The sequence below is a fragment of the Diaminobutyricimonas sp. LJ205 genome, from assembly GCF_009755725.1.
Classification (GTDB): domain Bacteria; phylum Actinomycetota; class Actinomycetes; order Actinomycetales; family Microbacteriaceae; genus Ruicaihuangia.
Map to the genome: position 1 here is coordinate 1,040,288 of NZ_CP046619.1, position 26,621 is coordinate 1,066,908.

A 26,621-nucleotide genomic window follows, 5' to 3' on the forward strand; every position below is an offset into this window, starting at 1 on the left:
CGCGAGCGAGAAGCCGAAGGTGGACGCATGAAGACCTTCGACGACACCTCCCTCGGGCCCCTCACCACCGACGCGCTCATCGAGCAGCGCGTTGGCGAGATCGTCGGTCGAGCGATCAGCAGGCAACTCTGGTTCATGTTCGTCGACGAAGACAATCTGCAGCTGCCGATGATCATCCCGATGGATCTCCCGAATCATCCCGGCGACGACCTCGACCTGTTCGCCGCGAAGATCAAACGCACGTCTGAACTGCTCGACGCCGCCGCGGTGATCGTGGTGATCGAACGACGTGCCGGTGATGACCTGACTCCGGTGGACATCGCCTGGGTGCGGGGAATCGCGAGCTCGTTCGAAACGGTCGGGGTGACCCTCCGCGGCATCGCGCTCAGCCACCAGCACGGTGTCCGCTGGATCGCCCGGGACCACTATTCCGCCCGCTGATCGAGCTCGCCGAGATCTCGGCAGGCTCGATCAGCGGCTCAGGCCTCACCAAGTAATGCGAAACTCGGTGTCCCCGGCCACGTCCAGATCCGCGACATCCACTCGCTCCACCCGTGCACCGCGCGGTCCGGCGCGCAGCCAGCTCACCATGTGGGCAACGGATTCCTCGTCGCCTTCGAGCTGCGCCTCGACTGCGCCATCCTGGCGATTGCGCACAAAGCCGGTGAGGCCGAGTCGGGTCGCTTCCGCCTGCGCCGAATAGCGGAAGCCGACTCCCTGCACGAGACCGAACACGGTCACCTGTTTGCGAATCACCCTGAGAACGGTTCGAAGCCCTTATCCCGGTCGACGCCGTGCCTTCCGTCCCGCGGGCCGGGGTCGGGCAGTTCGGGATAGTCCTCATGCTCGTTGGGTACAGCCGCCGGCCGGTGATTCCGCACCCGCCGGGGCACCGGCGTGGTGGACAGGGCCTTGGCGGAGGTTGCGCCGCTCCCTTTCCTCCTGGTGCCGCGCGGGGGCGCCAGACGGGCGACAACAACGCCGTTGCGGCTGAGCAGAACCTCGTCGCCCATCTCGATGCGCATGATGAGCATGCCCAGGTGCCGCTTGGCATCTTCAATGCTCACTGTGAGGGCGCCGACGCCAGTGCTCCCACCCATTCGATACGGCGGATACGGGTCGTAGTCCTCGTCCCGATCGACACCGTGCCGGCCGTCGCGGGGTCCGAAGTCAGGGAGCGGTGGAAGCTGGTCGCTGTCGTCGTTGTAGTACACGCGCGGCTCCTGTTCTTCGTCGACGGATGCCTGAGGCTGACGGTACGCCCCAACCGCAGTGCGCGCCAGCACCCGGACACGCCCGACCGAGCACTAGAGAAATGACCGGGGTCGCAGTACCGTTCAGTGATCCCACTGCCCGAGGGAGGCGCCGGTCATAGGCGATCGGCGCGTACCCACCCTTGGCGGTGACCATCCAAGGAGTGATTCCATGCGTGTCCTGTTCCTTGTTCTAAGCATCCTGATGTTGATCGCCCTCACCGTGCAGTTCTACCTGGCAGGCATCGGCGTGTTCTCCGACCCGGCGGATGAGCTGTTCGCCATTCATGGCATGAACGGCCGATTCGTGCTGCCAATCGTCGGCCTGCTCCTCTTCATCAGCGCGATCCTCGCCAAGGCGGGCGGCCGCACCATCGGCCTCGCGTCGTTGCCGCTCGTGCTGGTGCTGTTCCAGACGCTCTGGTTCATTCTGTCCGGGATGCTCACCGGTGGCGAGGAAGGGGACGTGAACATGGCGGCCACGATCATGGTCAGCTTCCACGTGCTGATCGGTCTTGCCGCGTTCGTCGTCACCTACATGCTTGTCAGCCGCGCCCGTCGACTGATCGCGACCGGCAGCGCCACCGTGGCACGTGACCAGGAGACCGTGCGCAGCGTCTGATGCCCACGCAGCTCCTGCTCGGTTTGGACCTCGCGCTCGTCGCGGTCGGAACCGGGCTGTGGCTCACGGGAGCGGTGCTCGTTCTTCGAAGCAAGCGAGCACTGCTCCCGCTCCTATGCGCGGCGGGTGCCGTGGCGATCGTGCTCGGCCGCATCGCGACGACGGCAGCGCTCGCCGCGGCCGGCTGGTGGTTCGCCGCCGAGAAAGTGTTGCTCGCGGTCCCGCTCGCCATCGCGGGTTGCATCGTCGCGATCGTTCTCTCCGTGCCACCGCTCTGGCGCGGGGTCCGGTTGCGGCATCCGCCCGACGACCGCGCCCGCATCGCGACCGGCCTGTTCTGCGCGGGCTATGCCTCTGTCGCCGGCCTGGTCACGACACTGATCCTCGGCTATCCGGTGACCCCGATCGCGGCGGTGGTGCTCATCGGCGCGGTCGTCCTGGTGTCGGCCGTCACCTGGGCGGTGCTCACGCATCGCGGCGGGCGAACGATCGGCGGGCTTGCCGGGCTGACCGTGCTCGTGCTGCTCGCCGGCGTCGGGTACGGCTGGCTCGGTTCGGCCGCGGGTGCCACGGATGCCGCCGCCAGCCACGGGCATGGCCCGCAGCCGGCACAGCCCGAGTCGCCACCGACCGCCACTGTGTCCGTGGACGAGCTACGCACCCCGCCCGCCGTCGGTGAAGTCGTGCGCTACGAACTCGAGGCGCGGATGGAGCAGGTGCGCCTGGCATCCGGCACGACCGTGAACGCCTGGACGTTCGGTTCGCTGCCCGGCCCAGCGATCGAGGCGACCCTCGGACAGACCGTCGAGGTCGAGCTGCGCAACCGGGACATTGACGACGGTGTGACCGTGCACTGGCACGGGTACGACGTTCCGAACGGCGAAGACGGGGTCGCCGGGGTCACCCAGGACGCCGTCCTGCCCGGTGAGAGCTTCACCTATCGGTTCGCGGCCGACCAGCTCGGCAGCTACTGGTTCCACACCCACCAGCACTCCGCGGAGGGCGTTCGTCGCGGACTGTACGGCACGCTCGTGGTGCGGGCTCCGGATGCCGAGGCCGAGGCATCCGATGTAGACCTCACTTTGCCGTTCCATACCATCGGTGACGCGGCGCTGCTGGGGGCGAGCGACCAGCTCGAGAAGCAGCAGGTCGCGCCAGGCGAGCGGGTGCTGCTGCGGCTGATGAACACCGACCAGGTGCCGCGCTTCTTCCGACTGAGCGGAACCCCGTTCCGCGTGGTCGCGGTCGATGGACGCGACATCGACGGAGCCACCGATATCGAGCGGCAGAGCCTTCGTGTGCCGGCTGGCGGACGGCTTGACATCGCGTTCACGATGTCGCAGGAGGCGGTGTCACTGCGGGTTGCGGGCGCCGCGGGAGCCGGCCTCGATCTCGTCACCGGGGATTCGCCTGCTGCCGAGCCGGACGATGGACGCTGGCTGGAATTCAACCTGCTCACCTATGGCAGTCCCGGTGAAATGCTGTCTGGCCCGTTCGATGTGGACGAGACCCTCGTGCTCGATCGCACCATGCGGTTCCTCAATGGGATGCCGGCCTTCGGCTACACCGTGAACGGCGCCGTGTACCCGTTGATCCCGGCGACCCGGGTGACCGAGGGCGACCTGGTGCGGCTGACCGTCGTCAACCGCGGCTCGGAAACCCATCCGATGCATCCGCACGGACATCACGTGCTCGTGCTCTCCCGCAACGGGGTGCCGGTGACCGGTGCGCCGCTTTGGATGGACACCTTCGACGTGCAGCCGGGGGAGGTGTGGCAGGTGGCTTTCCGTGCTGACAATCCGGGAATCTGGCTCGATCACTGCCACAACCTCGACCACGCGGCCGAAGGGATGCTGCTGCACCTCGCCTACACCGGCGTGAGCTCGCCGTTCCAGCACGGTGGGCCGTCAGGTAACACCCCCGAGTGAGGCAATCTCGCGCCTTAGTGTTCGCTGGGAATAGACTCCGAGCACACAACTGAAGGGGTTAGTCGTGATTCCTGAGATCAACTACCTGGCCGTCATCCTCGCCACGCTCTCCAGCTTGGTCATCGGCAGCATCTGGTATGCCCGTCCGGTATTCGGCACGTGGTGGGAGAAAGCCGCCCGAGTCGAGGCTCCCGCGAACGCGGTCGTCGCCATCGTGGTCACCGTGGTCGTCAGCTTCGTGACGGCGTGGGTGCTCGCCGGGGCATCCGCGATCGCCCAGGAGTTCTACGGTGGCAGCTTCCTGCTGAACAGCCTGCTCACCGCGCTGATTCTCTGGGCGGGGTTCACCGCTGCGCGGTTCATCACCCACGACGCCTTCGAGAACCGGCCGAGAGCCCTCACCCTGCTGAACATCGCCCACGAACTGGTAACGGTGCTGGTGATGGCGCTCATCATCGGCCTGTTCGGGATCTAAGTCGCCGAAAGTGTTGAGCGCCGCCACAAACGTGGCGGCGCTCAACACTTCATGTTGGCGCTGGCCCCCGATGCTCTAATCCCCGAGGGCCGCTCACGGCATCTACTTCTGTATTTACTTCTGTGCGCCGGAGATGAGCTCGACGAGCTCGGCCTTGCTGAGCTTCGAGTATCCGGTCAGGCCGAGCGACTTCGCCTGCTCGCGCAGTTCGGCGACCGTGACGGCGGTGGCTGCGGGCTTGGCGGCAACGGGCTTGCCAGCTGCGGTCTTCGCGGCTGGCTCGCTGGCGGCGGTCTTCGCAGCTGCCGGCTTGGTGGTTGCGGTCTTGGCGGCTGCGTCGGTGGCCGGCTTGGCTGCGGCAGTCTTCGCGGCGGTGGTCTTGGGAGCGGCGGTCTTCGCGGCGGCAGTCTTGGTTGCGGCCGTCGTGGGCGCTGCGGTCTTGGCAGCTGCGGTCTTGGTGGCCTCGCTCGTCGCAGCAGGCTTCGTCGCAGCAGGCTTCGCCGCGGTGGCAGGCTTCTTGGCCGCACGCTTGGCGGCGGCGGGCTTCGCGGCCGCAGGCTTCGCAGCAGGCTTCTTCGCAGCGGCCGGCTTCTTCGCGGCAGCGGGCTTTGCAGTGGCGGCCTTCTCTGCCGCCGGCTTCTCCGCGACCGGCTCCGCCTCAGCGGTCGCGGCGGTCGCGGCATCCGATTCAGTGGTGGCGGCCTCGACCGGCGCAGCGGCGGCGGACGACTTCTTGCGCTTGAACAGATTCCAGAACATCAGTGGTTACTCCTCTTTCCGCCCCCGGCCGGGAGCGCACACATGGGAACAATTCTCTCTTATTCGGAGGAACTCTCGGTACGCGCGCGGCGATGGTTAGCGATCCTTGCTGATACGACATCGATCAGCAGGCCGAGCGTCACCGCCACCACGACCGACACCAGCACGGCCAGCAATGGGTTCTCCTGCAGCCAGACGCCGAATGCGGCCCCGATGACCGTGTTGTAGACGGCCCAGCCGCAGCCGGCGATGACCGTCAGCGGCACGTAGCGGCGCAGCGGGAACCGCATGGCGCCGGCCGTGAGGTTCACCGCGATGCGGGCGAACGGGATGTACCGCGCGGTGAGGATCAGCACCGCCGCCCGCCGGTCGAGCGCCCGCTGCGCCCAGCGGATCGCGGCGGCGACTTTCTCCCCGCGCATCCACCGGAACCGGGTCAGCCCGATCCGCTGTCCGAGCAGGTAGCAGGCCGCGTCGCCGAGCATGGCGCCGATCGCCGCGACCGGGATCAGCAGGCCCAGATGCGGTGCTCCTGTGGACATCGACAGTGCGGCCAGGGCGACGACCACCGTCTCGCTGGGCAGGATCACCAGGAAGGCGTCGGCGACGGTGAGCATGAACACCAGCGGGTACATCCATGCTGATCCGGTGACGGAGAGCACGAGTTCGGTGAGGTCGTCCACGTGCTAGAGCTATCGCATCAAGGTGAACAGTGGGCGCGGCTAGCATGAGCGGCATGCCACTGCCTCAGGTCTGCGTCGTCTATCTGCTGCGCGAGGGCGTCACCGGTCCGCAGGTGCTGCTCGGTCGCAAGAAGAAGGGCCTCGGCACCGGCAATTACGTCGGCTTGGGCGGCAAGCTCGAGCCCGGCGAGTCGGTGACGGATGCCGCGGTGCGCGAGGTCTGGGAGGAATCCGGCATCCGCCTCACCCCTGACCTGCTTGAAGCCCGCGGACGCCTGACCTACCTGTTCCCGCACCGGGAGGCCTGGAGCCAGGAGTCGTCGGTGTTCGTCTGTTCCCGGTGGTCGGGCCAGCCGGTCGAATCGGACGAGCTCGCGCCGGAGTTCTTCGACCTGGACGCGTTGCCGCTGGACGAGATGTGGGACGACGCGCGGCATTGGCTGCCCGGCGTGCTCGCGGGCGGCACTGTGCGGGAGACCTATACCTTCGGCGATGACCTCGCGACGGTGCTGCGATAGTCGAGAGCCAGGCGGATTCCGGCTAGTACCCGACCCGGTTCTCGGCCTGCTCCCACGCGTCGAACGGATCGCTGCTGTTCGGAGTCGGAGCCTGGGTGACCGGCATCGCCCAGTGCGAGGGATGCTGCTCGAAGACCTGGTAGAACGCCGCGTCGTCGAAGCCGGCGGCCGCGGCATCCTTCCGGTCGGCGGCGAACTGCACCCGGTCGATGCGGGCCCAGAGCGCCGCACTCAGGCAGAGCGGGCAGGGTTCGCAGCTGGAGTAGAGGGTTGCCCCGGTCAGATCGAACGTTTTCAGCGCCGTGCAGGCCGCGCGAATAGCGACGACTTCCGCGTGCGCGGTCGGATCATTGTCCAACGTGACCCGGTTGACCCCCTCGAACACCTGACCGTCCGGGGCGACCAGTACGGCACCGAATGGGCCGCCGCCAGCCGCGACGTTCCTCGTCGCCAGGGCGATCGCTTGGTCGAGGTACTGAGTCATGCTCCGACCCTAGACCCGAGAGCCGCCCACGTCACCTGTCGCATGCCTAGACTGGCGACAGGTCAATCAAGGGAGACAACCAGTCATGGCACAGCCGTCGCACACATTTGATGAAGAGGCGATTGTGGGGGACGAGAACAAGTACGTCACGACCGGGCCAGAGCCGGCAACCGCAGAGTTGCACGACCCGGCAACGGCGACCCGGCGCGAACGGGATTCACTGGGTGAGGTCGATGTTCCGGCGGACGCCTACTGGGGGGTCCACACCGCTCGGGCACTCGAGAACTTCCCGATCACGCGGCGCGCAATCAGCAACTACCCGCAGCTGATCCAGGCCCTCGCCATGGTCAAGCAGGCGGCGGCACGGGCGAACAAGGAAATCGGCGTCCTCGAGCCGGCCAAGGCCGATGTGATCGACCAGGTCTGCCAGGAGATCATCGACGGCGCCCTGCACGAACAGTTCGTGGTCGGCGTCATCCAGGGCGGTGCCGGCACCAGCACCAACATGTGCACCAACGAGATCATCGCCAACCGCGGACTCGAACTGATGGGTCATGCCAAGGGCGAGTACTCGTTCCTGCACCCGATCGATGACATCAACCGCAGCCAGAGCACGAACGACGTCTACCCGACCTCGATCAAGCTGGCGATGGTCATCTCGCTTAAGACGCTGCTCGCCGAGCACAAGCTGCTCACCGGGGCGTTCATCAAGAAGGGTGCCGAGTTCAACGACATCCTCAAGGTCGGCCGCACGCAGCTGCAGGATGCGGTACCGATGACTCTCGGCCAGGAGTTCACCGGCTTCGCGCACACCCTCGCCGAGGACTACGACCGCCTGACCGAGTCGGTCAAGTGGCTGAACGAGATCAACCTCGGCGCCACCGCGATCGGGACCGGCATCACCGCCGACCCGCGCTACGCGGAGACCGTGCGCCGCCACCTCGACGGGGTGACCGGCTTCACCTTCGAGACCGCACCGGACTTGATCGAGGCAACCAGCGACGCCGGCATCTTCATGACCCTGAGCGGGATCCTGAAGCGGGCCGCGGTCAAACTGTCGAAGATCTGTAACGACCTGCGCCTGCTGTCCAGCGGCCCCCAGGCCGGTTTCGGTGAGATCAACCTGCCCGCCCGCCAGGCGGGTTCCTCGATCATGCCGGGCAAGGTCAACCCGGTCATCCCCGAGGTCGTCAACCAGGTCGCGTTCAGCGTGATCGGTGCGGATGCCACGGTCACCGCCGCCGCGGAAGGGGGCCAGCTGCAGCTGAACGCCTTCGAACCGGTCATCGCGCACAGCCTGCTGCAGTCCCTGGCCTGGATGACGAACGCCTGCCGCACGCTGCGGATCAACTGCATCGACGGCATCACCGCGAACACCGAGCGCCTGTCGCGTCAGGTGGAGACCAGCGTCGGCGTGGTCACCGCACTGACGCCGTACATCGGCTACGCGGCATCCGCGACCCTGGCCCACACCGCACTGACGACCAACGCGTCGATCGCGGAACTGGTGGTCGAGTCCGGGCTGATGAGCCTCGAGGAGGTCGAGCGGGTGCTTGCCCCCGAGCGGTTGTCCGGGCTGGTGCCGATTACCGGGGTGATTGAGCTTCCGAAGCAGTAGCGCCGAGTGCGCTGCGGACGGCGGGGGCGACCTCGCCGGCGAGCAGCTCCACGGATCGCAGCACCTTGTCGGTGGGCATGTTGCCGATGAACTGCGCCATGAAGCGGTCGTGCCCGATCGCCTCATGCTGCGACAGGATCTTGTCGGCGACCTCGGCCGGGCTGCCCACCAGCAGCGCACCGGTCGGTCCGGTGGCGAACTCGTAGTGCTCCGGGGTCATGTCCACGGTGCGCGGGGTGTTCTCCGCCCAGTACCGGCGGTAGTTCTCGTAGAACTCGGCCTTCGCCTGCTGCGAGTCCTCGGCGACGTAGAAGTGGCCGGTCATCCCGACCCGCAGCGAGTCGGCGGAATAACCGGACTGGGCGCCCGCCGCACGGTACAGATCCGCGAGACGGGAGAAGCCGCGTGGGTCGCCGCCGATGCCGGCGAACATCACCGGCAGGCCGCGCACCGCGGCCCGGACCGCGCTCGCCGGGGTGCCGCCGACGCCGAGCCAGACCGGGATCTGGTCCTGATGCGCGCGGGGCATCACCGGTGCATTGTGGAGCGCGGGCCGGAAGTTGCCCTGCCAGCTCACCTCGGCAGAGCGGTTCACCTCGAGGAACAGGTCGAGCTTCTCTTCGAACAGCGGCTCGTAGTCGGTGAGCTCGTAGCCGAACAGCGGGAACGAGTCGATGTACACGCCACGCCCGGCGATGATCTCGGCACGCCCGCCGGAGATCAAATCGAGGGTCGCGAAGTCCTCATACAGCCGCACCGGGTCGAGCGTCGACATCACGGACACCGCGCTGGTGAGCCGGATGTCCCGGGTCGACGCCGCGATGGCGCTGAGCACGATCGCGGGGGAGGAGATCGCGAAGTCGGGCCGGTGGTGCTCGCCGGCGCCGAAGAAGTCGATACCGGCGGCATCGGCCACGACCGCGGCCTGAACGATCTGGTCCAGCCGTTCCCGCGCGGTCGGTGCCGCGGCCTCCGGTGAACTGGTGAGTTCGCCGAAGCTGGCGATGCCGAACTGGAACGTGGAGGTGCTGGAGCTCATACTGAGGTGCAACCGCGACCGGGTGGTTCGCTATTCCACCAGTTGAGGTATTCGTGATCAGACGGGTCGTTCGTCATCGATCGGGATGTCGGTGTCCTCCTCGGCCTCCACCCGCTCGTCGGGGTCGATCGTCGGCGGGGCGACCGGCTCGCCACCTTCCTTTTCGAGATCCACCTCGCGCTCGTCATCCGGGTCGGTCTGGTACTCGCGCTCGAAGTCGCTCATCGTGTCACCCTTCCTTGACCACGTCAGCCGGAGTCTTATCCGGCCGCCAACCACGCCAACTGGGCTGCCGCAGCCGCCCGGTCGTCGTCCATTCGGCAAACTCCACCTCGCCGACGAAGCGGGGTGTGATCCAGTGTGCACCCCGAGCATCCAAGGCGGGAACGTCGGTGAGCGGGCTGGTCTTCCGGCCCGCCCGTTCGAACCGGGTGCGCATGTCGTCCAGGTCGCGTTGCCGGAAACCGGTGCCCACCCGGCCGACATAGCGCAGCCGGTCCCCGTCCGGGACGCCGAGCAGCAATGAGCCGACACTGTCGGCCCGTCGACCCTGCCCGGGCCGCCAACCGGCGACCACGACTTCCTGCGTGCGGGTGAGCTTCAGCTTGATCCACGCCCGGGAGCGCCGGCCGACGTACTCGCTGTCGCGCTGCTTGGCCATCACGCCCTCGAGCCGCAGCTCGCGGCTGGCCTGGAGTGCCGCCTCCAAGTCGCCGTCGAAGGCAGGGGGAATGTGCACGCGCCCGCCGGGGGAGACCACTCGTTCGAGCGCGTCACGTCGCTCGTCGTAGTTGTCCTTGACCAGGGACTCACCGCCGGTCTCGAGCACATCGAACAGCATCAGCTGCACCGGGACGCGGGTCGCGGCATCCCGGATGTCCGCCGGTTTCACCAGATTCATGCGCTGCTGCAGCCGGCCGAAGTCGGGCACGCCGCGGGAGTTCAACGCGACGATCTCCCCGTCGAGCACCGCAGGGCCGCTCACCCGATCGGCGAGCTCGGCCAGCTCCGGGTAGCCGTTGGTCACGTCGTTGCCGTTGCGGGAGATCAGCCGCACGCCGTCGTCGACATAGGCCAGGGCGCGGATGCCGTCCCACTTCATCTCGAACGCCCACTCGGCGTCATCGTGCACCGCCGAAGCATCACCGGCACTGGCGAGCATCGGTGAGTAGTGATGGCCAGTCGGGCGGCTCGTGCTCCGAGAACGTGCGGGTCGCTCGCGGGCGGGTGCCGTCGCGCCGGCGGGCTTCATCCGGTGCAGCAGCCAATTGGTGTCGCCGGTGTGGATCAGCGCGACCCGGGTGGGCTCGATCAGACCGCCGTCGGGGCGACCGTGCAGGGTGACGATGACCTCCTTGCCCTCCCGCCACTTCTCCAGCTCGTATTCACCGTTGTCCCAGATGGTGACCTCGCCCGCCCCGTACTCACCGGCCGGAATGGTGCCCTCGAACTCGCCGTACTCGAGTGGGTGGTCCTCGGTCTGCACGGCGAGGTTGTTCTTCTCCGGCGTCGCCGGGATGCCTTTCGGCACCGCCCAGCTGACCAGCACCCCGTCGTTCTCCAACCGGAAGTCGTAGTGCAGTCGCCGGGCGTGATGCTCCTGGATCACGAACCGGCGTCCGTCGCTGGTCGGCGCCGGATGGCTCGGCACCGGTTCCGGCGTGCGGGCCGCATCCCGCATCCCGCGGTATTTCGCGAGCCGGTCAGGGTGGGTCGGATGTCCCGCCGACAACTCGGCGAGCGGATCGCCGTTCGCCTCCACCCTCTTGAGGACTTCCCGGTAGTCGAGGTGCTGCAGTTTCGGCGAGGACAGTTCCCGCCAGGTGCGCGGCGCTGCGACCGTCGGATGCGCCCGCCCGCGCAGCGAATAGGGCGCGATCGTGGTCTTGTTGGCGTTGTTCTGGCTCCAGTCCACCAGCACCTTGCCGGCCCGCAGGGTCTTCTTCATGTCACTGACCACCAGGTCGGGATTGTCCGCTTCGAGCGCCCGGGCAAGTTCCTTGGCGACCTGGGAGACCTGGTCGCTGGTCTGGGTGCCGTCCAGCGCCGCGTACAGGTGGATGCCCTTGCTGCCGCTGGTCACCGGCATCGGGTCGAGCCCCATCCCCTTCAGGATCACCCGGGCCAGGCGCGCCACTTCCGCGCACTCGAGAAGGCCGGCCCCTTCACCAGGGTCGAGGTCGAGCACCAGTCGATCGGGGTTCAGCTGGGCGCCCTTCGGCCCGAACCGCCACTGCGGAACGTGGATCTCCAGCGCCGCCATCTGGCCGAGCCAGGTGAGCGTCGCGCGATTGTTCACCAACGGGTAGCTCTTGGGGCCCTCGGAGTGCTGGATGGCGCGGCGGGTCACCCAGTCCGGGGTGCCGGCGTCGAGGTCCTTCTGGAAGAACACCTGCCCCGGGGCATCCGGCGTCCCCACGCCGTGCACCCACCGTTTGCGGGTCGCCGGGCGGTCGTGGATGTGGGGGAGCATGACCGTCGCGACCCGGGCCAGGTAGTCGATGACGTCCGCCTTGGTCGTGCCGGTCTCCGGGTAGAGCACCTTATCCAGGTTCGTCAGACGCAGGCGGTGGCCATCGACCTTCACCAACTCGCCCCCGCCAGCCATGCGGTCAATGTACCCCGGACAGGGGTGAAATCGCCGAGGTTGGGGGAATGATGGAGCCATGCGATCGATATGGAAGGGCGCGATCACCTTCGGTCTCGTCAACGTGCCGGTGAAGTTGTACAGCGCGACCGAGGACCATGACATTTCACTGCATCAGGTCCACGACAAGGACGGCGGACGGATCCGGTACCAGCGCAAGTGCGAGGTCTGCGGCAAAGTCGTGAACTACGAGAACATCGACAAGGCGTATGACGACGGTGAACGCACCGTGGTGCTCACCGCCGAGGACTTCGAGGCGCTGCCGGTGGAGCGGTCGCGTGAGATCGATGTCGTCGAGTTCGTGCCGAGCGACCAGCTCGACCCGATCATGTTCGACCGTAGTTACTTCCTCGAGCCGGACTCGAAGTCGAACAAGGCGTACGCGCTGCTGCGCCGCACCCTTGAGCAGACCGACCGCACTGCGATTGTGAATTTCTCGCTGCGGCAGAAGACCCGGCTGGGGGCGCTGCGGGTACGCGGCGACGTGCTCATGCTGCAGTCGCTGCTCTGGGATGACGAGGTGCGCGAGGCGAAATTCCCGTCGCTGGATGAACCGGTCAAGCTGTCGGCGAAGGAACTGGAGATGTCCGCGGCGCTGGTCGAGTCGTTCGCGTCCGATTTCGAGCCGAGCGAGTTCACCGACGAGTACCAGGTCGAACTGAAGCAGCTGATCCAGGCGAAGCTGGAGAAGGGCGACGCCCTGGATACCGAGGAGACCTTCGGCGAACGCCCAGAGCGTGAAGGCGGCGAGGTGCTCGATCTGATGGAGGCGCTGCGCCGCAGCGTGGACAAGAACCGCTCCAAGGGCCGGGGAAGCAGCGCCGGCGATGACGAGGCCGAAGAAGCCGAGGAGCCCGCCCGCAAGCGTGCTCCCGCGAAGAAGCCTCCGGCGAAGAAGCCCGCCGCGAAGAAGCCTGCCGAGGCAAAGCCCGAGACCAAGAAACCCGCCGCACGCCGGTCGAAGACCGCCTGAACCTGCTTCTGAGCCATTCGGTCCTTGTTGAGCCACCGCGCCGTGGCTCAACCCCGACGAAGTGGCTCAACCGCGAGCAAGCGCGCCACACGGACAAAGCTCGGTCAGCGGCTGACCCGAACAACCGCCGACCGAGGGATCCGTGAGTGAATCAGTGATTGCGTAACCGGTCGACAAGCTCCGCTTTGGTGAGTTTCGAGTAGCCGGAGAGACCAAGCTCCTTGGCTCGCTTCTTCAGGTTGTCCACCTTCCAGTCCTCGTACGAACCGGATTCGCCGCCCTTCCGGCCGACGTTCGACCGGCCGCGCGCCGCGGCGGCGTTCGAGATGCGGGCAGCCTTCTCCTTCGAGGCACCGTCCTCGCGGAGCTCCTCATACAGCTCCGGGTCTTTCAACGATGGTGAGCCCTTGCCTTGGGGTGCCATGATCACAGCCCCTTTCCGCCGGTGACCGGCAGAACCGCCCCCGAGGTGTAGGTGGCGGCGTCACTCGCGAGATACACGTATGCGCCGGCGAGCTCGGCGGGCTGGCCGGCTCGGCCCAGAGGCGTGTCCTGGCCGAACTCGGGCAGCTTCCCTGGCCAGCCGGTGGCCGGAATCAGCGGCGTCCAGATCGGTCCGGGTGCGACAGCGTTGACCCGGATGCCCTTCTCGCCGAGTTCCTGCGCCAACGCCTTCGTGAAGGCGACCTGCGCAGCCTTGGTCATCGCGTAATCGATCAACTGCGGGGATGGGTTGAACGCCTGGATCGACGAGGTGACGATGATCGACGCCCCCGCCTGCAGGTGCGGGATGGCTGCCCTGGCAGTCCACATCATCCCGTACAGGTTGGTCTTGAACACCCGATCCAGTTCCTCGGTTTCGAGGTTCTCCAGACCGTCCCGGTTGGCCTGATAGCCGGCGTTCAGGACGAGGATGTCGAGACCGCCGAGTTCCTCGACGGCACGCGTGACGCTGCTCTGGCAAAACGCCTCATCCCGCCCGTCACCGGGCAGCAGCACGCTCTTCCGCCCCGCCTTCTTGATCCACGACGCGGTGTCCTCGGCATCCGCCTGTTCCTCGGGGAGGTAGGAGATGGCGACATCCGCCCCTTCCCGCGCGAACGCGATCGACGTTGCCCGGCCGATTCCCGAGTCCCCGCCCGTGATCAGGGCGCGGCGACCGACAAGCAGTTCGTGGCCGACATAGCTGTCCTCGCCGTGGTCGGGAGTCGGTTCCGTCTGCTCGGTGAGGCCGGGCTGTTCCTGGCCCTGCTTGGGAAAGCCTTCGCTGCGGAATGCGGTCGTTGGATCAGTCACGATTGAGAGCGCCTTTCGTCTGTTCCCCCAAAACGCTACGCCCCGCAAACGGGGGTCACAACGGAATCGGCGGCGGTATGTCTGAGTGCTCGCCGTGAATCCTCGACCGTGGGCCGCGCGGAACGAGCGCTCAGTCGCGCGACACTGCGTCGTCCCGCAACGCCCGCCCGTCCTGCTCATCGAGCGATCGCTGCCGGGCGAGCGATCGTGCTCGGGTCAGGTCACGGGCCGGCAGTCGGATGCCCTCCTCGGCCGGAATACCGGCGAGCAGTTGCCGCGCTCGGACGAGTTCGGCATCCACCTCGGCGCCGAGGACGAGCACGAGATTCGTCAGGTATAGCCAGAGCAGCGCGACGATCCCGCCGCCGATCCAGCCGTAGACGCGCTCGTACCGGCCGACCGTCAGGATGTACACCGCGAAACCCGCGGTTCCCAGCGCCCACACCGTGACCGCGAACGCGGATCCGTAGCTGACCCAGCGCATCCTGGTGTGCCGGACATTCGGGGTGAAGTAGTACAGCACCGACACCAGCAGGAACGCGATCACCGCGATCGGCAGCCACTTGCCGCCATTCCAGACCGTCAGCCAAGGCTCACCGAAGCCCGCGGTGGCGGCGATCGCCCGTGCCGCCCTCGGCGTCACCACCAGCATCGTCATGATCAGGCTGAACCCCACCATGAGCACGACGGTGACCAGCAGCATGAGCCCGCGGAACCGCCAGATCGGGCGGCCCTCCTGCATCTCGTAGACCGCGTTCATCGCCCGCCCGAAGGCGGTCGCGTACGCAGACACGGTCCACAGCGTCAGGCCGAGGCCGATGAACATGGCCAGGATCGGCTGGTCGATGCTGAGCAACTGGTCAAGCGGATCCGCCAGCGCCTGAACCGTGGACTCCTGCACGAACTCGCCGGCCAGGGCGAGCAGCTCGTCGGCGGCATTGGAGCGGCTGTCGAAGACGGCGAACGCGGAGACGACGGCGAGGGATGCCGGGAACAGACTCAGCGCTGCGAAGAAGGTCAGTGCGGCCGCAGCATCCACGCCGCGATGGCGCCGGAACCCGTGCCACGAGCGCCGCGCCGCGTATCGCCATGCCCGACGGTCGAGTTCCCGACTCGTCGGCGTCGGCTCAGTCAAGACTCCGTCCGAGCCTGTACGGCACCACCAGCCAGGTGATGGCGATGATCAGCAGGGTCATCGATCCGGCGATGAGGCCGATGATCCGGTCGAGGACGAAGTCGAAGATCAGCAGCACCGTGCCGGAGAGGGTGATCGCCACGAGCACGAGCGTGATCTTGAGGATGCGGTTGGCGGTGTCGACGATGCGTTGCTTCGCACCTTGGCGGAACAGCGCACGATGCAGGCTCACCGGCGCCAGGGCCAGCACGGTCGCGAGCGCCGCGGTGAGGACCAGGATGAGGTAGACGATCCGCTGGAAGTCATCGAGTTCGGTGAACCGCGGCTGAAACGCCACGGCGAGCAGGAAGCCGGTGAGGATCTGGGTGCCGGTCTGGGTGACGCGCAGCTCCTGCAGGATCTCGTTCCAGTTGCGGTCCAGGCGCTCCCGCAGAGTCTCCTCGTTGTCGGGCTGGGGCTCGCGCATCGCTTCATCCGTCGGCATGCTTTCCAAAGTACCGCCCGTGAGGCGCCTGAGCGTTTGGTTGGAACGACTGGGGTGCCCGAGTCGGGGCCGAGTACCGTGCGAGGCATGACAACGATCGAGAAGAGCATTGACATCGACGTGCCGATCAGCACCGTTTACAACCAATGGACCCAGTTCGAGTCGTTCCCGCAGTTCATGGGAGGCGTCGACTCGGTGCGCCAGGTGACTCCGACGCGCACCGTATGGGCAGTCTCCGTGGGCGGAGTGAAGCGTGAGTTCACCGCGGAGATCACAGAGCAGCACCCCGACGAGCGGATTGCGTGGGCGAGCATTGACGAGCCCCGGCACGCCGGAGTGGTCACCTTCCACCGGCTCTCCGCGGATCAGACCCGGGTGACGCTGCAGATGGACTGGCAGCCCGAGGGCCTGGTCGAGAAGGCCGGAGCCGCGCTCCAGGTCGACGACGTCCAGGTCGGCAGCGATCTGAAGAAATTCAAGGAGCTGATCGAGGACCGCGGGTTTGAGGAGGGCGGCTGGCGCGGCGACGTCGACCGCGATGCGGACGCCACCGGTCGCTGATCCGCGCCACCCACCTTGCTGCGCACGCTGGGCTGAGGCCCAGCGTGCGCCACTAATCTGGAGCCCATGGAGCCGTACGCGCAGCGCGTTCCCGACGCGCCGTTCCCCGTGCAGCAGGGAACACACAACGCAACGCAGCCTGTGCTGGTGCGGCCGGTTCGCCCGCGACCAGGACTGGCGCTCGCCGGAACCGCCGGCGTCGTCCTCGCCGGGATCGCGCTGCTCGTGGTGTTCGGCTACCTCGTCGCTGTGCTCGGCGCCAGCGGGTTCCTGGTGGCAGGAATCATCGCGCTCGTTCCGTTGACGATCGTGGTGCTCGTCGTGCGCTGGATCGACCGATGGGAGCCCGAGCCCCGCACGATCCTCGCTTTCGCCTTCCTGTGGGGCGCCGGGGTGTCGGTGCTGTTCGCGCTCCTCGTGGACAGTGAGGTGCAGAACCTCATCAACGCGATGGGCGGCACCGCCGACCAGTTCCAGTTCGCTCAGGCAGCAGTTCAGGCACCCATCGTCGAGGAGTTCGGCAAGGGCCTGGGCCTGCTGCTGATCTTCCTGTTCGCCAGGCGCTACTTCGACGGCCCGGTCGACGGCATCGTCTATGCAGCCTGCGTCGGGGCCGGATTCGCCTTCACCGAGAACATCCAGTACTTCGGGATCGCGATCCTCGAGGGCGGCGGCCTTGGCCCGATCGCCGGCGTGTTCATCGTCCGGGGCCTGATGTCGCCATTCGCCCATGTCATGTTCACCGCGATCACCGGATTCGCGATCGGCGTCGCCGCGCACCGAGCGGGGATGTTCGCGGGAGTGCTCGCCTTCTTCGTCGGCCTGGTGCCGGCCATCCTGCTGCATGCTTTCTGGAACGGGGCGCTCTTCTTCGTGCCGGACTTCTTCGGCTACTACGTGCTCGTGCAGGTTCCGCTCTTCCTGCTGGCGATCGGGTTCGTCGTCTACCTGCGCAAGCAGGAGCAGCGCCTGACCTTCGCCCGGTTGCATGAGTACGCCGAGGCAGGCTGGTTCAACCCCGCCGAGATTCCCGTGCTGGCCACCGCCGCGGGTCGCCGTCAGGCGAAACGCTGGGCGGCGTCTTACGGGCTGTCCCGCCAGATGAGGCGGTACATCGCCGACGCAACCGGGCTCGCGTTCGTGCGCCAGCGCCTCATCCGCGGCCACGACGACGCGCACACCCGAGACGAGGAACGCCAGTCCCTGAATGCGATCGTCGCCTCCCGCCGAGCGCTGCAGGGCGTCCCCGTCCGTCGCTGAAAACCGCCGTCGCAGGCGCTGGCGTCGCGGATCGCTGGCGCGATCCCCTTAGCTCCAGCGCGCGCGTTAAACCCTCGACCCCCGGGGCTGCGGCACTGCCTGCGAGTCTCCACGGGGGTCGAGTTGTGATACCAGCATGCGCTCTCATCTCGAACCACGCAAGACCCGTTCGATCTGGTCATTCGATGCGCGTAAGATTGATGCCCTTGAACCCGAGGGTGCATCACAGTGACCAATCAAGAACTTCAACGCGAGCGCGACTACGTCGCCGGGCTCTACGAACGGCTCGACGCCGTGCGGCACGAGGCCGAGCAGGCGCTCGCGCAAGTGCGCAAACAGACGCCAGGCGGAACCCACCAGCACCGCTCTGAACGCGACGCGTTCACCCGTGTCTACGAGGACCGCATCGTGCAATTGCGCGAGGTCGACCAGCACCTGGCTTTCGGCAAGCTGACTCCGGATGCCGGTGAACCGCGGTACATCGGCCGGATCGGTCTCCGCGATGAGAATCGTGAACCGATTCTGCTCGATTGGCGTGCGCCGCAGGCGAGCGCCTTCTACCAGGCGACCGCGGCGACACCGCTCGGAATGCGCGCACGCCGCCACCTGACCAGTCGCGGCCGTGATGTGGTCGCCATCAGCGACGACATCTTCGACGAGTCATTGCTCGGTGAAGAGGTGGCTGGCGAGTCTGCGCTGCTTGCCGCGCTGACCGCCCAGCGCACCGGCCGGATGCATGACATCGTCGCCACCATCCAGGCGGAACAGGATCGCATCATCCGCAGCGACCTGCGTGGCGTGCTCGTCGTGCAGGGCGGCCCTGGCACCGGGAAAACGGCGGTCGCACTGCACCGCGCCGCGTACCTGCTGTACGAGAACCGCAACCAATTGGCCCGCAGTGGGGTGCTCATCATTGGCCCGTCCCGCAGCTTCCTGCAGTACATCGAGCAGGTGCTGCCGTCCCTCGGCGAGACCGGCGTGGTGCTCGCCAGCGTCGGCCAGCTCTACCCGGGCATCGACGCCCAACGCGACGACATCGCTGAGGTCGCCGAACTCAAGGGCAGCAAGCAGATGGCCGAGCTGCTCAAACGCGCGGTGAAGAGCAGGCAGATCGTGCCCACCGAGACCCAGATCGTCGACGTCAGCGGCGAACGGCTCGAAGTGCGGCCCGAGCTCATCGAACAGGCCATGCGCGAGGCATGGCAGACCCGCAAGCCGCACAACGTCGCCCGGGTCACCTTCAACAAGTCAGCACTCAAGGCGCTCACTCGTCAGCTCGCCGCACAGCTGCGCACGCACGGCAACACCATCGACGACTCGGATCTGCCGATGCTGCGTGAAGACATCCGCTCGAGCTACGACGTGCGCGTCGCGCTGAACACCGCCTGGCTGCCACTGACCCCCGAGAAGCTGATCCAGGATCTGTACGCCAGGCCGAACTGGCTGGCATCGCTGACTCCACGGTGGACGCCCGAGAAACGCGCGCTGCTGCGACGGGCCCGCGACGCGGAGTTCACCATCTCCGACATCCCGCTGCTCGATGAAGCCGCTGAATTGCTCGGCGAGACCGACCCGGTCGGCGACGCCCGGCAGAAGGAAGAACGCCAGCAGCGCAAGCGCGACATCGAGAACGCCGAGCAGGCGATCCGGAACATGGGTGTCGAAGGCCTGGTCAATGCGGAAGCCCTCGCCGAGGGCTTTGCCCCGAGCGCCGAACGGTTGACTGCGGCTGAGCGCGCGGCCTCCGACCGCACCTGGACGTTCGGCCACATCGTCGTCGACGAGGCGCAGGAACTCTCGCCGATGCAGTGGCGGGTGCTGCTGCGCCGCGGGCCGATGCGAAGCTTCACGATCGTCGGCGACATCGCCCAGGCCAGCTCAGCGGCGGCCGCCCACAGTTGGAATACCGCCCTGGCCACCTTGACGCCCGACTTCCGCCTCGAAGAACTCACCGTGAACTACCGCACGCCGGCGCAGATCACCGAGGCCGCCGAACGCTTCGCCCACTCGCGGAATTTGCCGATCACGCCGTCCCGGGCGGTGCGCCGCTCGGACTGGGAGATCTTCCGGCGCCGCACCAATGAAGCCGGGCTGACCGCAGCCGTCATCGACGCGGTACGTGAGGACCGCTCCATCGACACCGGCGGCACCATCGCGGTGATCGCGGACGACGCCATGGTGCTCAGCGTGCGCGACTGGCTGCAAGCGGAGTTTGGGGCGGAACTCGTTGCCCTCGGCACCGCTTCCCTCGCGAAGCCGATCACGGTGCTCTCCCCGCAGACGGCCAAGGGCCTCGAGTTCGACGCGGTCGTGCTGGTCGAGCCCGCGCAAATCGAACGGTCCGGCAGCCGCGGCGCGAGCTCGTTGTACGTCGCTGCCACCCGTCCGACCCAGCGCCTGCATATAGTGACAACCGAGGAGATCGCCCTCGACTGAACAGGGGAACGGATGTCTCGGGCAGCGCGCTTTCACGAGATCGGCGATGACGCCGCAGTCACAGTTGACGAAGTCGACGAGCCGAGACCGGGCAGCGGGCAGGTCCGCATCCGGGTCAGCCATTCCAGCCTGAACCGCGCCGACCTCAAGGTGCGCGCCGGCTTGTTCCTGCCGGGGATGCCGAAATCCCTTCCCTCGGGTCTTGGCTGGGACGCCGCGGGCGTGATCGATGAGGTGGGTGACGCGGTCACCGGATTCGCGCCCGGCGATGAAGTGTTCGGACTGGTGCGCCTGGGCGGACTGGCCGAGTTGGCGATCGCGAAGGCCAGCTCGGTGGCCAGGAAGCCCACGGGTCTTCCCTGGGACGTGGCCGGGGCGCTGCCCACGGTAGGGCAGACCGCACTGGATGTCGTCGACTCCCAGTCGATCGACGAGAACGACACGGTGCTGGTGAGCGCCGCTGCAGGGGGAGTCGGGCTGATCGTCGCCCAGTTAGCGCGGATCCGCGGCGCGCATGTGCTCGGCACCGCCAGCGAGGCGAATGCTGCGTTCCTGGAGTCGATCGGCGTGCGGCCGATCGTTTATGGGCAGGGCCTCGCCGAACGCCTGCTCGACAGCGGCGCCGATGTCACCGTGGTTTTGGACCAGGCGGGTGCGGACACCGTACGCGCGGCGCTGGAACTCGGCATCGACCCCGACCGGATCAACAGCATCGCCGACGACGCCCGCGACCTGGGCGTACGCACGGTCGGCCAGGGCAAGGCCGACCCGGAGCGGCTCGAGACGCTTGCCGAACTGATCGCCGACGGGTCGGTGGTGCTGCCCATCGAGGCCAGTTACCGGCTCGATGAGATTGACGCCGCGCTGCGCCGATACGCGACGGGACACCTGCGCGGCAAGGTCTCCGTCGTCATCTGATCAGCAGCGACACGCCGGTGCCCCCTGAATTGGGGTAGTCGCGTGGCCTGTTCGGGGGGCAGTCGATCTTCAAGGTCGGGTTTAGCGTTACCCCTGAGAGCACTACCGCTGGGGGGCGGAAATAATGTCTGAGGGGGTTTCAGACGTTGACACGGCCGGGGGCCCTACGGGGCCCCCGTTCCGGGTAGGCGTCGACTGGTCTGAATCACTCCGCATTCGCGGTGCCGGCCACCAGACCATGCGCGACTGCCTCGGCGCCCGCGATTCGACCCCACGGTTGCCCCGGCTCAGCCGGTTCCTCGGCTTGCATCCGCTCACTCCCGCCGCTCGATCGCTGTACCGTCGGGCGCTCACCCAGCGCGCTGTCGCCGAGTTGCTTGAGGAACTCGGTGTGCGCTGGGACATCCTGCATGGCGTGCCCTGCCCGCAGGGCGGACCCCAGCTGGATCACCTGGTGATCGGACCTGCCGGCGTGTTCGTCATCCGCGGTTTCGACTTCCGCGCCGCCGACGTCTGGGTGAACGAGGAAGGCCTGCGCGCCGGCGGGCGGAAGCATCCGCTCGCCGACCTGATCGCGCAGGCGACCTCCGCTGCGCAGTGGCTGGAAACCGCGACCGGGCTGCAGCCCGCCGCCCGGGCCGTGGCCGTGGTGCTCGAGCCCGCGAAGATCTGGACCAAACGTGACTCGGATGCCGTCGCAGTGGTCACCGGCAAGGCCCTGGTCACCTGGCTGCTCGGGCAACCGCAGGTGCTGTCCGGCGCCGAGGTGGCGATGCTCTCGGATGCCGCGGACCGACCGACGACCTGGGACACTGCCGGTCTGGACCTCGGCGCTGAAATCGATCTGAGCACCCGCTTCGACGCGCTGCGCGCCGAAGTCGAATCCGCGGCACGGCGCCGCAAAGTCTGGGGTATCAGTGGTGTGGTCGCGGCTGCCGCCATGGCCTGGGCTGGCGCGTTCGGGATCGTCCTGATCCAGATCAGCTGAGCGGGGCGCAGAATAGTCACCATGCGCCGAGTCGTCCTTGCTGTGGTGACCCTCGGCTACCTTGCATTCATCGGCTGGGTGACCCTGCGGGCGGAACCCTACGACGACACCTTCGACAGTTGGATCGACCTGGTCATCGCCGCGTTCTCCGAGGATCAGCGCACCGCGTGGATCACCTTCGGAATGGTCGAATTCACCGCGAACATCTTCATGTTCGTCCCGGTCGGCGTGCTGCTCACCCTGCTTCTCGGCCGAAAGTGGTGGTGGGTCGCCGCGCTCGGGGGCTTCGCGTTGTCGCTGGCCATCGAACTCGTGCAGCTCGGCATCCCGAGCCGGGTGTCCGATCCCCGCGACGTGCTCTCGAACGGACTGGGAACCACGGTCGGCGCCATCGCCTGCTTCGTCGTGTGGGGCCTCGCGACTCGCGGACGTCCCACCGTGGTCGGCCGCGAGGAGCGTGCATCCGCTCGCTAGGGTGAGCACGTGACCGCGCGTGACGACGAGCAAGCCGGTACGCCGGTCGACGATGTCGTCCGGCGGGACGCGCTGTTGCCCGACCTCGACTGGAGCGCCCTCCCGGATGGCGTGGACCGCGTCAGCATCCCCGCGCCGAGCGGGTCGCTCGCCGCCCTTCAGGCCGGTGCGCCGGGTGCTCCGCCGGTGGTCCTGGTGCCTGGCGTCACCGGTTCAAAAGAGGACTTCGTGCTGATGCTGCCGCTGCTCTCGGCCGGCGGCGTGCGGGTCACCGCGTACGACATGGCCGGCCAGTACGAGTCCGCCGCGGCGGGACCGGCTGCCGGACGCACCTGGGATTACGACCTCTTCGTCGACGACCTCATCGCGGTGCTGGAAGCGGTGGGCGCACCGGCCCATGTGCTCGGGTACTCATTCGCCGGCACGATCACGCAGCTGGCGTTGGCGCGACGGCCCGACCTCTTCGCCAGCCTCACCCTGCTCACCTGCCCTCCGGATCCCGGCCGGGTCCTGCGCCGGGTGCGCTGGATCGGTCGGCTGTCAACGCTCGCCACCGACGCCCTCATCGCGCGGTTGATGGTGTGGGGGCTGCGCTCCAACGTGCTGCGCGCGCCCGCGGGCAGGCTCCGGCTTGTCACCCACCGGTTCGAATTCACCAGGCCGGACAGCATCGCCGCGGTGATGGGGTTGATGCAAAGAACCCCCGACGTGGAGGCCACGGTCGCGGCATCCGCGATTCCCAAACTGGTGGCCGTGGGGAAACTGGACTTGTGGCCGCTTCGCCGGCATGCGGCGTTCGCGTCGCGCATCGGGGCGCGGCTCGCGGTGTACCGCACCGGGCACAGCCCGTGCGAGACGGCGCCGCATCAACTCTGCCGCGACCTGCTCGAGCTCTATGCCGAGGTGTGACGGCTCACCCGTTTGGGCCTTCAGCGGCTGCGGCGGCTCAGGCGCTCGCGCACGTTCACCCAGATCGTCGGCGCCGCCCAGCCGATCCGCCGCAGCAGCGCGCCCGCCGACTCGAACGGTCGCGCCGACACCGGCATCACCAGGGTCTTCTCGTAGCGCACCCTCATGTCGGTGGTCAGCTGGAAGCTCATGTCGAGGTCGTCGTGGAACGCCCGGCGATCCCGGTGCACGCGATGTCGGATGCCTCGCCAGGTCTCTGCCCGCAGCGCACAGTTCGAAGCCCAGAACGGTGAATGACCGAGGAGGAGCCCCGTGAACCAGAAGTAGCCGCCGATGTAAATGTGCCGGCCGAGGGAGTTGGCGATCCGGCCGCCGTCGTAGAAGCTGCCCGGCCCGGTCACGACACTCGCGCCGGACTGCTCGAGCAGCGCGAGCACGCGTTCGATCCAGTCGGCGGGAGGGCGTGAGTCCGCGTCGAGCCGGGCGATCACGTCGCCGGTGGCGGCATCGAATCCGAGGGCGGTCGCGCGGGTGATCCCTCGGACCGGTTCGCTGAGCACTCGTGCGCCGGCGTTCCTGGCAACTGCGGCGGTGGCATCCGTCGACGCGTTGTCGACGACGATCACTTCGTCGGCCGGCCGGGTCTGTGCGCCGAGCGCTGCCAGGCACTTCTCGAGCAATTCGGCATCGTTGTACGCGGGAATGACGACGGACACCCGCGGCTCGCTCATTCGTCGAGCGTTCCGACCGCGGCCCAGCGCGCCGGGATCACCCGGGTCGCGAACACCGCGAGCTTGTACCGGAACGACGGAACCGACAGCGCCCGGCCCTTTGCCGCGTCGCGCAGCGCGACCCTGACCACCCGCTCGGCGGTCAGCCAGCCGACGCCGGGGATGGTGGCCGCTCGCACGCCCATCCGCCGGTGGAACTCGGTTCGCACGAGTCCGGGCGCGAGGGCGGTGACGGTCACCCCATGCCGCCGGTAGTGCAGGTTCGCCCAGCGGCTGAAGCTCAGCACCCAGGCCTTCGCGGCGCCATAGCTGCCCCTCGGGGTGAACCCCGCCACGCTCGCGACGTTGATGATGGTGCCCCGACCGCGCGGCAGCATCTGCGCGAGCGCGGCATGGCAGAGGCGCATCGGCGCGGTGACGAGCACGTCGAGCAGGCGCTGTTCGTCATCGACACGGCTGGCCTCGAAGGAGGCGCGCAGGCCGAAACCGGCGTTGTTCACGAGCAGGTCGACCGGACGCTCCCGCTGGCGCAGGCGCGCTTCGAGGTCGGCGAGCTCGTCATCCTCGGACAGGTCCGCGTCGATCACCTCGACATCGACGTGGAATCGCTCCGCGAGGGCAGCAGCGCTCTCGGCGAGGCGTTCCCGATCCCGGGCGACCAGAATCAGATCGTCGCCCCGCGCGGCGAGCTGCCGCGCGAACTCCGCCCCGATCCCGGAGGTCGCGCCCGTGATCAGGGCCAGGCTTGCCATGGGGCCAAAGTACCCGATTGCAGAGCATCCGGACGCGGGGTAGACCGGGCGCTATGACCGACAGCACCGCAGTGAACGCGTGGATCGAGGGTTACCGCCGCGCGTGGGAGTCCAATACTCCGGATGACATCGGCAAGCTGTTCGCCGATGACGCGGAGTACCGCACCTCGCCAGGCGCCGAGGCGTGGAAGGGTCGCGACCAGATCATCGAGAAGTGGATCGAGAACAAGGACGATCCGGGCACGACGACCTTCTTCTGGTCGCCCGTCGCGATCGAGGGTGACACGGCGGTCATCGAAGCCGAGACCCGCTACGAGGGAGACACCGACTACTTCAACCTCTGGGTGATCCGCCTGGACGACTCGGGCCGGGCGATGGAGTTCACCGAGTGGTGGATGGAGAAGTCCTGATCGGGCAGCGCCTGACTCAACCGCGAATGCAGCCGCCCGAGTCCACCGGCTCGGTCAACGCGGGAGCCTGGGCGATCACCGGGGCGACTTCTTCCATCGTCAGTGCGTAACCGACATCCGGCGTCGCTGCACTCTTCGCGAACACCACCCCGGCGATTGCTCCCTCTTCGGTGAGCAGCGGGCCGCCGGAGTTGCCCTGCTCGACCTTCGCGGCGAGCGTGTACACCGACCGTGGTGACTCGGACTCGCCGTAGATGTCCGGCATCGTGGCGGGGCCGACGCTGACCACCCCGGCCGGTTCGGAGTGGAACGGCCCGCCGAACGGGAATCCGCTGACCACAGCGGAAGCTCCTGCGGGGAGGGTGGGCACGAACGAGAGCGGCGAGGTGTCCAGCCCCTGGAAGAGCACGACGGCCAGATCCACGTTCGGATCGAAGTAGACGATGTCGCCGGAGCGCACCTGACCGTCCGCGGTCTCCACCAACGGTTCGTCGACGCCGGCGACGACATGCGCGTTGGTCATGACCAGTTCCGGCCCGACCACGAAGCCGGTGCCAGTCTGGTTCTGACCGCAGGCGTATGCCGCGCCGGTGACGCGCACGACCGAACGGGCGGCCGTGGCGATGGCCGCGTTCCCGGTGTCGACCTCGGGCACCTCGGGGCTGGTTCCGATGGCTTCGCCGATGCGGGGGATGCCTTGGTTCAGCACCAGCGAGCGCAACTGGGCGACGAAGGTCTTCGCGGGCGGAGGCGTGAGGGAATCGATCGTGCTGAGCACGCTCGACGAGGCGATCGCGGGAGTGAGGAACGGGATGCCGAGCACCGCAATGCTCGAGGCCACCGCCGCCATGGTCAGCGCTGAGACGACCAGGCCGACGGCTCCACCGAGGACCCGGTCGATCACGCGGATGGGTCCGCGGTCGACGCCCTTGCCGATCAGGCGCGCGACGGTGACCCCGAGGGTGTGCCCGATCAGGATCAGCAGCACTGCTGAGCCGATCACCGCGGCTGGGCGCCACTCGGGGGAGGGCACGATCGCGCCGACCAGCGGCATCACGAAGAAGGCCGCGATGGCGCCGGCGACAACGCCGAGGATCGCGCCCAGGCTGCGCAGGAAGCCGACCTGGATGCCGTACACGACGTAGCCGATGAGCAGCAGCACAAGCAGCACGTCGAGGATGAGGCCTCCCGACATCCGGAACTCCCTTCGGGTGGGTCCTTCGAGATTACGTGACCCGCGCTGCATGCATGCTTCCGATCCGCTTGGT

Annotated in this window: 30 protein-coding genes; 15 read left to right on the plus strand and 15 right to left on the minus strand. The window is 67.6% G+C overall.

The window, feature by feature from the left end:
- Positions 1-27: 27 nt before the first annotated feature.
- Positions 28-441 carry a hypothetical protein gene (locus GO591_RS04900; protein WP_157155785.1) on the plus strand — a complete coding sequence of 138 codons (414 nt, stop codon included), beginning with the start codon at positions 28-30 and terminating at the stop codon, positions 439-441.
- A gap of 45 nt (positions 442-486) precedes the next feature.
- Here GO591_RS04900 and GO591_RS04905 read toward each other — a convergent pair whose 3' ends face one another.
- On the minus strand, positions 487-756 hold the full coding sequence (locus tag GO591_RS04905) for an acylphosphatase (RefSeq protein ID WP_157155786.1): 270 nt from the start codon (positions 754-756) through the stop codon (positions 487-489).
- On the minus strand, positions 753-1,286 hold the full coding sequence (locus GO591_RS04910; RefSeq protein WP_157155787.1) for a type II toxin-antitoxin system Phd/YefM family antitoxin: 534 nt from the start codon (positions 1,284-1,286) through the stop codon (positions 753-755). Before GO591_RS04910 ends, GO591_RS04905 begins: the two co-directional genes overlap by 4 nt.
- Before the next feature lie 139 nt (positions 1,287-1,425).
- On the opposite strand from GO591_RS04910, the gene GO591_RS04915 reads away from it, so the two are divergent.
- The 3 genes from GO591_RS04915 to GO591_RS04925 all read left to right on the plus strand — a co-directional run bounded on the left by GO591_RS04915 (position 1,426) and on the right by GO591_RS04925 (position 4,278).
- Positions 1,426-1,875, plus strand: coding sequence for a DUF6220 domain-containing protein (locus tag GO591_RS04915; protein ID WP_157155788.1), 450 nt, complete (start codon positions 1,426-1,428; stop codon positions 1,873-1,875).
- Positions 1,875-3,803, plus strand: coding sequence for a multicopper oxidase family protein (locus GO591_RS04920; RefSeq protein WP_157155789.1), 1,929 nt, complete (start codon positions 1,875-1,877; stop codon positions 3,801-3,803). The genes GO591_RS04915 and GO591_RS04920 overlap by 1 nt, the downstream gene beginning before the upstream one ends.
- A gap of 64 nt (positions 3,804-3,867) precedes the next feature.
- A complete protein-coding gene (locus GO591_RS04925; RefSeq protein WP_157155790.1) occupies positions 3,868-4,278 on the plus strand; it encodes a DUF1761 domain-containing protein in 411 nt (136 codons plus the stop codon).
- Between the two features lie 114 nt (positions 4,279-4,392).
- Here the strand turns inward: GO591_RS04925 and GO591_RS15910 are convergent, their stop codons facing one another.
- On the minus strand, positions 4,393-5,037 hold the full coding sequence (locus GO591_RS15910; protein WP_157155791.1) for a Rho termination factor N-terminal domain-containing protein: 645 nt from the start codon (positions 5,035-5,037) through the stop codon (positions 4,393-4,395).
- A 59-nt stretch (positions 5,038-5,096) separates the two neighbouring features.
- Positions 5,097-5,720, minus strand: a complete 624-nt coding sequence (locus GO591_RS04935) for a DedA family protein (protein WP_157155792.1) — start codon at positions 5,718-5,720, stop codon at positions 5,097-5,099.
- Positions 5,721-5,773: 53 nt separating this feature from the next.
- Here GO591_RS04935 and GO591_RS04940 point away from each other — a divergent pair, with 53 nt between their 5' ends.
- Entirely contained in the window at positions 5,774-6,238 is a 465-nt protein-coding gene (locus GO591_RS04940) for an 8-oxo-dGTP diphosphatase (protein WP_157155793.1), read from the plus strand.
- Between the two features lie 22 nt (positions 6,239-6,260).
- On the opposite strand, the gene GO591_RS04945 is transcribed toward GO591_RS04940, so the two are convergent.
- Positions 6,261-6,722 (minus strand): nucleoside deaminase, encoded by a 462-nt coding sequence (locus GO591_RS04945; protein ID WP_157155794.1) that lies wholly within the window; start codon positions 6,720-6,722, stop codon positions 6,261-6,263.
- 85 nt (positions 6,723-6,807) lie between these two features.
- Here GO591_RS04945 and GO591_RS04950 point away from each other — a divergent pair, with 85 nt between their 5' ends.
- A complete protein-coding gene (locus GO591_RS04950; protein ID WP_157155795.1) occupies positions 6,808-8,340 on the plus strand; it encodes an aspartate ammonia-lyase in 1,533 nt (510 codons plus the stop codon).
- Here the strand turns inward: GO591_RS04950 and GO591_RS04955 are convergent.
- From GO591_RS04955 to GO591_RS04965, 3 genes are read right to left on the minus strand one after another with little or no spacing between them, the layout of a single operon-like run.
- Positions 8,309-9,379, minus strand: coding sequence for an LLM class flavin-dependent oxidoreductase (locus tag GO591_RS04955; RefSeq protein WP_157155796.1), 1,071 nt, complete (start codon positions 9,377-9,379; stop codon positions 8,309-8,311). The two genes, GO591_RS04950 and GO591_RS04955, sit on opposite strands and share 32 nt — an antisense overlap.
- A 57-nt stretch (positions 9,380-9,436) precedes the next feature.
- Entirely contained in the window at positions 9,437-9,604 is a 168-nt protein-coding gene (locus tag GO591_RS04960; protein ID WP_157155797.1) for a hypothetical protein, read from the minus strand.
- Positions 9,605-9,608: 4 nt separating this feature from the next.
- Positions 9,609-11,987 (minus strand): ATP-dependent DNA ligase, encoded by a 2,379-nt coding sequence (locus GO591_RS04965; RefSeq protein ID WP_157155798.1) that lies wholly within the window; start codon positions 11,985-11,987, stop codon positions 9,609-9,611.
- Positions 11,988-12,045: 58 nt separating this feature from the next.
- Here GO591_RS04965 and ku point away from each other — a divergent pair, with 58 nt between their 5' ends.
- On the plus strand, positions 12,046-12,999 hold the full coding sequence (gene ku / locus GO591_RS04970) for a non-homologous end joining protein Ku (RefSeq protein ID WP_157155799.1): 954 nt from the start codon (positions 12,046-12,048) through the stop codon (positions 12,997-12,999).
- 151 nt (positions 13,000-13,150) lie between these two features.
- Here the strand turns inward: ku and GO591_RS04975 are convergent, their stop codons facing one another.
- The 4 genes from GO591_RS04975 to GO591_RS04990 all read right to left on the minus strand — a co-directional run bounded on the left by GO591_RS04975 (position 13,151) and on the right by GO591_RS04990 (position 15,914).
- Complete coding sequence (locus GO591_RS04975) at positions 13,151-13,423, minus strand: SAP domain-containing protein (RefSeq protein WP_157155800.1); 273 nt, start codon at positions 13,421-13,423, stop codon at positions 13,151-13,153.
- Between the two features lie 2 nt (positions 13,424-13,425).
- Positions 13,426-14,295, minus strand: a complete 870-nt coding sequence (locus tag GO591_RS04980) for an SDR family oxidoreductase (RefSeq protein WP_279586863.1) — start codon at positions 14,293-14,295, stop codon at positions 13,426-13,428.
- Positions 14,296-14,425: 130 nt separating this feature from the next.
- A complete protein-coding gene (locus tag GO591_RS04985; protein WP_157155802.1) occupies positions 14,426-15,430 on the minus strand; it encodes a YihY/virulence factor BrkB family protein in 1,005 nt (334 codons plus the stop codon).
- Positions 15,423-15,914 carry a DUF6328 family protein gene (locus GO591_RS04990; RefSeq protein ID WP_157155803.1) on the minus strand — a complete coding sequence of 164 codons (492 nt, stop codon included), beginning with the start codon at positions 15,912-15,914 and terminating at the stop codon, positions 15,423-15,425. The genes GO591_RS04985 and GO591_RS04990 overlap by 8 nt, the downstream gene beginning before the upstream one ends.
- Positions 15,915-16,001: 87 nt before the next feature.
- Here GO591_RS04990 and GO591_RS04995 point away from each other — a divergent pair, with 87 nt between their 5' ends.
- The 7 genes from GO591_RS04995 (at position 16,002) to GO591_RS05025 (ending at position 23,460) form a co-directional block, all read left to right on the plus strand.
- Positions 16,002-16,475 carry an SRPBCC family protein gene (locus GO591_RS04995; protein WP_157155804.1) on the plus strand — a complete coding sequence of 158 codons (474 nt, stop codon included), beginning with the start codon at positions 16,002-16,004 and terminating at the stop codon, positions 16,473-16,475.
- A gap of 66 nt (positions 16,476-16,541) precedes the next feature.
- Positions 16,542-17,735 carry a PrsW family intramembrane metalloprotease gene (locus tag GO591_RS05000; RefSeq protein ID WP_157155805.1) on the plus strand — a complete coding sequence of 398 codons (1,194 nt, stop codon included), beginning with the start codon at positions 16,542-16,544 and terminating at the stop codon, positions 17,733-17,735.
- A gap of 228 nt (positions 17,736-17,963) precedes the next feature.
- Entirely contained in the window at positions 17,964-20,171 is a 2,208-nt protein-coding gene (locus GO591_RS05005; RefSeq protein WP_157155806.1) for a HelD family protein, read from the plus strand.
- 12 nt (positions 20,172-20,183) lie between these two features.
- The gene (locus GO591_RS05010; RefSeq protein WP_157155807.1) at positions 20,184-21,089 is read left to right on the plus strand and encodes an NADP-dependent oxidoreductase; all 906 of its coding nucleotides are present in this window, start codon (positions 20,184-20,186) and stop codon (positions 21,087-21,089) included.
- A gap of 238 nt (positions 21,090-21,327) precedes the next feature.
- On the plus strand, positions 21,328-22,077 hold the full coding sequence (locus GO591_RS05015) for a nuclease-related domain-containing protein (RefSeq protein WP_157155808.1): 750 nt from the start codon (positions 21,328-21,330) through the stop codon (positions 22,075-22,077).
- A 21-nt stretch (positions 22,078-22,098) separates the two neighbouring features.
- Entirely contained in the window at positions 22,099-22,551 is a 453-nt protein-coding gene (locus tag GO591_RS05020) for a VanZ family protein (RefSeq protein ID WP_157155809.1), read from the plus strand.
- A gap of 9 nt (positions 22,552-22,560) precedes the next feature.
- Complete coding sequence (locus tag GO591_RS05025; protein ID WP_232466279.1) at positions 22,561-23,460, plus strand: alpha/beta fold hydrolase; 900 nt, start codon at positions 22,561-22,563, stop codon at positions 23,458-23,460.
- A 20-nt stretch (positions 23,461-23,480) separates the two neighbouring features.
- Here the strand turns inward: GO591_RS05025 and GO591_RS05030 are convergent, their stop codons facing one another.
- Both GO591_RS05030 and GO591_RS05035 read right to left on the minus strand, forming a co-directional pair.
- The gene (locus tag GO591_RS05030; protein ID WP_157155810.1) at positions 23,481-24,191 is read right to left on the minus strand and encodes a glycosyltransferase family 2 protein; all 711 of its coding nucleotides are present in this window, start codon (positions 24,189-24,191) and stop codon (positions 23,481-23,483) included.
- Positions 24,188-24,943, minus strand: a complete 756-nt coding sequence (locus GO591_RS05035; protein ID WP_157155811.1) for an SDR family NAD(P)-dependent oxidoreductase — start codon at positions 24,941-24,943, stop codon at positions 24,188-24,190. Before GO591_RS05035 ends, GO591_RS05030 begins: the two co-directional genes overlap by 4 nt.
- 53 nt (positions 24,944-24,996) lie before the next feature.
- On the opposite strand from GO591_RS05035, the gene GO591_RS05040 reads away from it, so the two are divergent.
- On the plus strand, positions 24,997-25,353 hold the full coding sequence (locus GO591_RS05040) for a nuclear transport factor 2 family protein (protein WP_157155812.1): 357 nt from the start codon (positions 24,997-24,999) through the stop codon (positions 25,351-25,353).
- 16 nt (positions 25,354-25,369) lie between these two features.
- On the opposite strand, the gene GO591_RS05045 is transcribed toward GO591_RS05040, so the two are convergent.
- Positions 25,370-26,548: a MarP family serine protease gene (locus GO591_RS05045; protein ID WP_157155813.1), complete on the minus strand. Its 1,179-nt coding sequence runs from the start codon at positions 26,546-26,548 to the stop codon at positions 25,370-25,372.
- Positions 26,549-26,621 lie beyond the last annotated feature (73 nt).